The organism is Mycobacterium sp. ENV421 (assembly GCF_002887815.1).
Lineage (GTDB): Bacteria > Actinomycetota > Actinomycetes > Mycobacteriales > Mycobacteriaceae > Mycobacterium.
Genome location: NZ_PDHO01000015.1, coordinates 134,353 through 141,199 on the forward strand (window position 1 = coordinate 134,353; position 6,847 = coordinate 141,199).

At 66.0% G+C, this 6,847-nt stretch carries 4 protein-coding genes; all 4 read left to right on the forward strand.

The features are described from left to right. Positions 1-48: 48 nt before the first annotated feature. On the forward strand, positions 49-945 hold the full coding sequence (locus CRM90_RS18570; protein ID WP_233209385.1) for an ion transporter: 897 nt from the start codon (positions 49-51) through the stop codon (positions 943-945). 210 nt (positions 946-1,155) lie between these two features. Continuing rightward, positions 1,156-1,416: a hemophore-related protein gene (locus CRM90_RS18575; RefSeq protein ID WP_158249032.1), complete on the forward strand. Its 261-nt coding sequence runs from the start codon at positions 1,156-1,158 to the stop codon at positions 1,414-1,416. A gap of 340 nt (positions 1,417-1,756) precedes the next feature. Next, a complete protein-coding gene (locus tag CRM90_RS18580; RefSeq protein WP_102808408.1) occupies positions 1,757-3,367 on the forward strand; it encodes a PfaD family polyunsaturated fatty acid/polyketide biosynthesis protein in 1,611 nt (536 codons plus the stop codon). A gap of 59 nt (positions 3,368-3,426) precedes the next feature. Next, positions 3,427-6,847: type I polyketide synthase (locus tag CRM90_RS18585; RefSeq protein WP_142391398.1), on the forward strand; the 3,421-nt coding region annotated here is incomplete at its 3' end.

The window sequence follows — 6,847 nt, forward strand, 5'->3', positions numbered from 1 at the left end:
CCCCGGCGGTCACGCCGGATTGGCTGATGTCGTCCAGCGGGTCGGGGGGTGGTTGCCGCCGGCCTTTGCTATGCACTAAGCGTGCAACCCGCCACGTCGCCCTCCCCTCCGACACCGAAGCCCGTGCCGGCTGCCGTATCGCTGTGCCGAAGGATGGTCGGTAATCCGGTCTTCGAAACCCTGATCGTGATTGTGATCTTGATCAACGCCGCGATGCTGGGTGCGGAGACGTTTCCCACGGTATCGGGCGGACTCGACCACGCCTTTGATGTGGGATACAACGTCATTCTCGCGATTTATGTCGTCGAGTTGCTCATCCGGCTCACAGCGGCCGGGTGGAATGCCCGCGAGTTCACGAAGAACCGGTGGAACGTTTTTGACTTCCTTGTGATCGGGGCGTCCTTCATCCCGGGCCTGCGGACAACTGCCATGCTGCTGCGGCTTGTGCGGCTGGCACGGATCGTGCGCATCATCCGGTTCCTGCCCGACCTGCACGTGGTCATGGGCGCGATCGCACGAAGCATCCCCGGCGTCGCGTCGCTCGCGGCGGCCACCGCGCTGCTGATCTACATCTACGGGATGCTCGGCTGGGTGTTCTTCGGCAATTACGCTCCCGAGCACTTCGGAAACGTCGGTCGCGGGATGATGACGATGTACGTGATGCTGACGCTCGAGAACCTGCCCGAGAACGTGGACATGGGGCTGAAGGTGTCGCCGTGGTCGGTGCTGTTCTTCATCAGCTATACGGTCATCCTCAGCTTCCTGGTGTTCAACCTGTTCATCGGCATCGTGCTGAATTCGATGGAGGAGGCCCGGGCAGCTGACCGCAGACAGCACGAGAGCGACGACTTGCTCGAGCGGCTGCGCCTGGCTCGTCAGGCGCTCGAGGATGCCGAGCGGGAACTGCAAAAGACGCATCGGGACGACCGAAAACCGGGTCTGTGAGCCTGCCGCCGCCTGTGAGTTGAGGCGTTTTCCGCACCGCGCAAGAGCACCGTGGTTAACTGGCGGCTTCTCGAGATGTGGCAGTTGTGGCAAATAGAAGGGCACTCGTCCATGAACTCAGCGCGGTGCTTACGACGAGTCGTCGTAGTTGGAAGTCTGATCGCACTATTTCCGCTCGCGCCGGCGACGCCCGCCTCGGCGGATCCGATCATGGATGCGCTGGCTAACACGTCGTGCACCTACGCGCAGGTGACGGCCGCCTTGAATGCCGAGGCACCGGCCTTAGGCAAACAGCTCAGCGGACGGCCCGATATGCAGGCCAATATTCAGCAGTTCCTCGCTATGTCGACCGACCAGCGCCAGCAGGCGCTGGCGCAGCAGCAAGCAGGGAACCCACAGTTGAACGCGCTCATCTTCGCGCAGATCGGCCCACAGATTACGCAGGTCGCGAACACCTGCATGAATTACTGACTCCTCGTTTGGCCAGATTCGCGGATGGCCGGGGCCGTTGCGCCGGGGAAGCCTAACCTCACACCGTAAACGCGGTTATGGCATTTGCGGCTCGTCATGACGGAGCCGATGACGACGGTCTTGATTCCTAGAAATTCGTTCACCACCTGTTTTGCTGCAGCCCCGACAACGGAATTCGTAGAACTGGTGATAAAAGCCCCAGCGACATGTCATTTCGGCAACGGTGTCGGCGAGCGGCGGCGTAAGGTCGCCTCAGAGTTACCGCCGGGTAGGCCGCCGGGCGCATGAACGTGTTCTAAAACCAAGATTTGTCGCGCGCGTAAAGCTAGAGTCGCACCTCATGCAGGCGACGTTGGCTAACTCTCATCCGACCAATGGCGCCTCTCCGGCGTTGCTCGATGGGTCGGACGTCAACGAAGCTCTCGCCGCGATCCGGCGGCCGGTCGCCGTCATAGCCTCGCCCTACGGGCCCCGCGCTGTCGTCCTTGACGGGGCGGGCGTGCTGACGCCGGAGCTGATGCGCCACGACGTTCTTGCGGTCCTGCCGCCGATCTATCCCGAGTGGCTCGGCGACCGTAGTTTCACCGCGACGCACGGTGTGCGGTTTCCCTATGTCGTTGGCGAGATGGCCCGCGGTATCGCGACGCCCCAGATGACCGTCGAGGGTGTGCGAGCCGGGGTGATGGCGTTCTACGGAAGCGCAGGGTTGGATCTGGCCACCGTGGAAGCGGGCCTACGTGAAATTCAGGCCGCGCTGGGTCCGAACGCCAGCGGGTGGGGCGCCAACCTGATCCACAACCTCCAGAGCGATGGCGTCGAACTCGCCACGGTGGATTTGTTCCAACGGCTCGGCGTCCGCTACGTCTCCGCATCGGCGTTCATGCGTCTCACGCCGGCGGTCGTGCTGTACGCCGCGAAGGGCCTGCGGCGCGATGCGACCGGACAGATCGTCCGGGCTGGGCACATCTTCGCCAAGGTGTCCCGCGACGAGGTCGCCCGGCAGTTCCTCTCGCCCGCCCCGGAAGCGATGCTGAGCGCCCTGGTCGCCGAAGGTCGCCTCACGGCGGAAGAGGCCGCACTGGCCAGCGGAATCCCGATTGCCGAGGACATCACCGCAGAAGCAGATTCGGGCGGTCACACCGACAACCGCGCGCTGACCGTGCTTCTCCCGCGGTTGATCAGTCTGCGCGACGAGATCGCGGCCACCTACGGCTACTCGGTTCTGCCTCGGGTGGGGGCGGCCGGCGGACTCGGCACCCCCGCCGCTGTCGCGGCCGCGTTCGCCGCCGGCGCCGCGTACGTCTTGACCGGCTCGGTCAATCAGTCGGCGGTCGAAAGCGGGCTGTCACCCGATGCGCGAACACTGTTGGCGTTGGCCGAGTCGACCGATGTGGCGATGGCACCGGCGGCGGATATGTTCGAGATGGGCGTCACCGTGCAGGTTCTCAAGCGCGGCACGATGTTCGCCCAGCGTGGCCATCGGCTGGCTGACTTCTACCGGCGTTACTCCTCGCTCGAGGAGGCTCCGCCGGAGGAGCTGAAGAACCTCGAGACGACGGTACTCGGCCGCAGCGTGGCGGATATCTGGGCGGACACCGAGGCGTTCTTCGCCAACAGCGACCCGCGCCAGGTGGAACGCGCGGCGGCCGATCCGAAACACCGCATGGCGCTGGTGTTCCGGTGGTACCTCTTCACGGGTTCGCAATGGGCGCGCGACGGCAACACTGCCCGCCGCGGCGATTACCAGATCTGGTGTGGGCCTGCGATGGGGGCCTTCAACCAATGGGTTCGGGGAAGTTTCCTCGAACCAGTAGAAGCGCGGACTGTTCGCCAGATCGCGCTCAACCTGCTCGAAGGAGCCGCGACTGTGACCCGTGCCGGCCAGTTACGTGCTGCGGGTGTCGCTATGCCCGCCGCCTCCTTTGATTTTCGTCCACGTCCTCTCGGATAAGGGTTACCTTGACTGACAACACGCACCAGCCCACTTCAACTCCTATCGCGGTGGTCGCCATGTCGGCGATCTACCCGGGTGGATCTGGGCTCGACGGCTTCTGGCGCACCATCACCACCGGACGCGACGCCATCGGCGATGTCCCTCCTTCGCACTGGCTGATCGATGACTACTACGACGCCGATCCGAAGACACCGGACCGCACCTACTGCAAGCGCGGTGGGTTCATCGACCCGGTCGACTTCGATCCGGTGAAATTCGGATTGCCGCCCAACGCTTTACCGTCGACGGACACCGGACAGATCCTGGCTCTGGTGGCAGCCAAGCAGCTGCTCGACGAGGTGCAGCGCGGCGGAGCCGAGGTCGACCTGGACCGCGTGGACGTGGTGCTCGGGGTCGCGTCGACGACCGAGCTGGTAGTCCAGATGGGTTCGCGTATGCAGCGCCCGATCTGGCGCAAAGCCTTGCTGGAAAACGGTCTGTCCGAGAGCGAAGCCGACGAGATCTGTCAGGACATCGCCGATCACTACGTGCCGTGGCAGGAAAGCACCTTCCCGGGTCTGCTCGGCAACGTCATCGCCGGTCGCGTCGCCAACCGCCTCAACCTCGGCGGCGCCAACTTCGTCACCGACGCAGCCTGCGCGAGTTCCCTTTCCGCTCTGCAGTCGGCGCTGCACCGGTTGTATTTGCATGAGTCGGACGTGGTCCTCACCGGCGGTGTCGACGCGTTGAACGACGTGATGATGTACATGTGCTTCTCGAAGACGCCGGCGTTCTCGGCGACCGGTGACTGCCGGCCGTTCTCCGCGGGTGCTGACGGCACCATCATCGGCGAGGGCGTAGGCATGGTGGCCCTCAAGCGGCTCGCCGACGCCGAGCGTGACGGCGACCAGATCCACGCGGTGATCCGCGGCCTGGGCTCCTCGTCGGACGGCAAGGCGTCCAGCGTCTACGCGCCGCGTTCGGAAGGACAGGCCAAAGCGCTGCGCCGCGCCTACGAGCGCGCCGGCTATGACCCTTCGACGGTGGAACTCGTCGAGGCGCACGGCACGGCGACCAAGGCCGGTGACGTTGCCGAGTTCGCCGGGCTGAAGTCGGTGTTCACCGACAATTCGGCGCGTATCGCGATCGGATCGGTCAAGTCTCAGATCGGCCACACCAAGGCTGCGGCAGGCGCCGCCGGGCTCATCAAAGCCGTTCTTGCGCTCCAGCATTCGACACTGCCCGGCACCCTGAAGGTGGATCATCCCAACCCTGCGATGGGGATCGAGGATTCTCCGTTCTATGTCAACTCGCAGACCCGGCCTTGGGTGCGCAAGGGTGATCAGCCGCGACGCGCATCGGTCAGTTCGTTCGGCTTCGGCGGCAGCAACTTCCACGTGACATTGGAGGAGTATCAAGGCGAGCACCGCGCCAAGCGGCTGCGGACGCTGCCCAGCGAGTTGGTGGTGCTCAGCGCACCGTCGGAAACCGAGCTGGCCAAGCGTGCCTCCGACATCGCCACGGCCGCGCGCTCGGGTGAGAGCCTGGCCCGCATCGCATTCGACGCCGCCGAAGAGTTCGACGCATCGCAGCATGCGCGCGCGGGCCTGGTGGCAACGGACACCGAATCGCTTGCGACGGTTGCCGACCGGCTGAGCACCGCGCTTGCCGGTGGTGCCGCGTCTGAGCTCAAGGACGCCAACATCGCCGTCGGCTTCGGGCCGGCACGGGAAGGCAAGACGGCCTTCCTGTTCCCCGGGCAGGGCAGCCAATACGTCGGGATGGGCGGCGATCTCGCGCTCGCCTTCCCCGAAGCGCTTGCGGTCTGGGACGGGCTCGACGGCGATCTCGCTGATCTGCCTGCCGTGGTGTTTCCCGAGCCGGCGTTCGACGCCGCCGCGGTGGATGCGCAGAAGAAAGAACTCACCGCGATGGCCAACGCGCAGCCGGCCATCGCCGCAACCAGTCTCGCGCAGCTCGCGCTGTTGGACCTCCTAGGGGTCAGCGCGACCGCCGCCGCTGGCCACAGCTTCGGTGAGGTCACCGCACTGGCGGCCGCCGGCGTGCTGCCGACCGAGAGTCTGGTCGAGACGGCTCGCACCCGCGGCACGCTGATGAACGAGGCCGGCCAGGGCAAGGATGGCGCGATGCTGGCGGTATCGGCGACAGCCGATGACGTACGTGCGCTGGTGGCATCGCAGCCGGACAACGGATCGCTGGTCGTTGCCAACGACAATGCGCCGACCCAGGTGGTGCTGGCCGGTCATGAGACCGATATCGCGTGGGCCGAGAATGCGGCGAAAGCCAAGGGCTGGACGGCGGTTCGCCTACCGGTCGCCTCGGCTTTCCACTCACCGATCGTGGCTTCGAGCTGCGCACCCCTGACCGCATATCTGAAGACCCTGAAGATCGGTCAGCCGAACTTCCCGGTGTACGCCAACGCCACCGCGCAGCAGTACGGCGAGGAGGTCGCCACCCAGCTCGGTGACCAGGTGCAGCAGCTGGTGCGTTTCCGCGAGATGATCGAGGCGATGGCGCGCGACGGGGTCACGCGATTCGTCGAGGTCGGCCCCGGACGGGTGCTGACCGGACTGGTCTCCAAGATCCTCGGATCGACTTCGCACGCGGCGATCTCCCTGGACGACCAGAAGGCCGACGGGCTGCGCGGTTGGCATCGCGGGCTCGCGGCGTTGGCCGCCGACGGCGTGGCCCTGGATCTCGGCGCCCTCTTCGACCACTACGAGGAGCCACTGCCGTACGTTCCGGCCCCCAAGCATGCGGTGAAGGTGGGCGGCGCCAACCTCGGCAAGCCGTATCCGCCTGCCGACGGCAAGGTGTCGATCACCCCCAAGCGGACTCGGGTGAGCACGCCCAGCCCGGCACCGGCGGCCGTCACGGCGCCCGCGCCCGCGGTTCAGCAGCCCGCGCCGGCCGTGCAGCGCATGGAGTCGCCCGCGGCTGCCGCGCCGGCGCCCGTGGCGCAGGCACAAGCGCCCGTGATTCACCAGCAGGCACCCGCGGTGCAGCAGCAGGTGGAGGTACAGGCCGAGGTGATCGAAGCACCGCTGTCCGGTGATGTGTGGAGCGTCATCGACAGCATCCAGAAGGAAACCGCCGAACAGCATCAGCGCTACATGGATGTCGTCACGCGTAGCCACCAGGCGTTCCTGGACATGTCCACCCAGATGATGGCCCACGTCGTGGGGGATCCGAAGGCCACGGCGCAGACACCGATGGTGATGGCGAGCGTCGCGCCGCAGCAGGTTGTGGCGCCTGCGCCGGCTCCCGTCGCGGTTGCACCTGCACCTGCGCCTGCCCCGGTTGCGGTTGCGGCCGCGCCGGTGATCGCACCGCCGGTCGCGCCCGTCGCCGTCGCTCCGGTCGCTGCGGCCCCGGTGGCTGCGCCGGCTGTGGCTGCGGGTCCGGCTGCGGGTGATGTTGTGTTGTCGATTGTTTCGGAGAAGACGGGTTATCCGGTGGACATGCTCGGGTTGGGCA